Here is a 324-nt window from a genome sequence, read left to right as displayed (position 1 = left end):
ATTTTATTTAGTTATTACAAACAATTATGAAGAACATTAAAATTTTATTAGTTGACGACGAACCAGATATCTTAGAATTCATTGGTTACAACTTAAAAAAAGAAGGTTTTGAAGTAGAAACAGCTCAAAACGGATTAGAAGGTTTGAAACACGCCAAAATTTTTCGCCCAGATTTGATTCTATTAGATGTAATGATGCCACAAATGGACGGAATGGAAATGTGTGCAGAGTTGAGAAAATTAGATTCTTTTCAAGATACTTTGGTCGTTTTTCTTTCTGCTCGTGCCGAAGATTTTTCTCAATTAGCTGGCTATGATGCTGGTG

1 protein-coding gene is annotated in these 324 nt (G+C 33.0%); it reads left to right on the top strand.

Translation table 11 applies throughout. From position 1 onward, the window contains the following. Positions 1-26: 26 nt before the first annotated feature. Positions 27-324 (top strand): response regulator (locus QWI17_RS00615; RefSeq protein ID WP_302720558.1); only part of this gene is annotated, 298 nt, incomplete at its 3' end.

This window comes from Gilvimarinus gilvus (assembly GCF_030518155.1).
GTDB lineage: Bacteria > Pseudomonadota > Gammaproteobacteria > Pseudomonadales > Cellvibrionaceae > Gilvimarinus > Gilvimarinus gilvus.
Note: the sequence above shows the minus strand (reverse complement) of the source record. Positions and strands in the feature narration are given on the sequence as shown.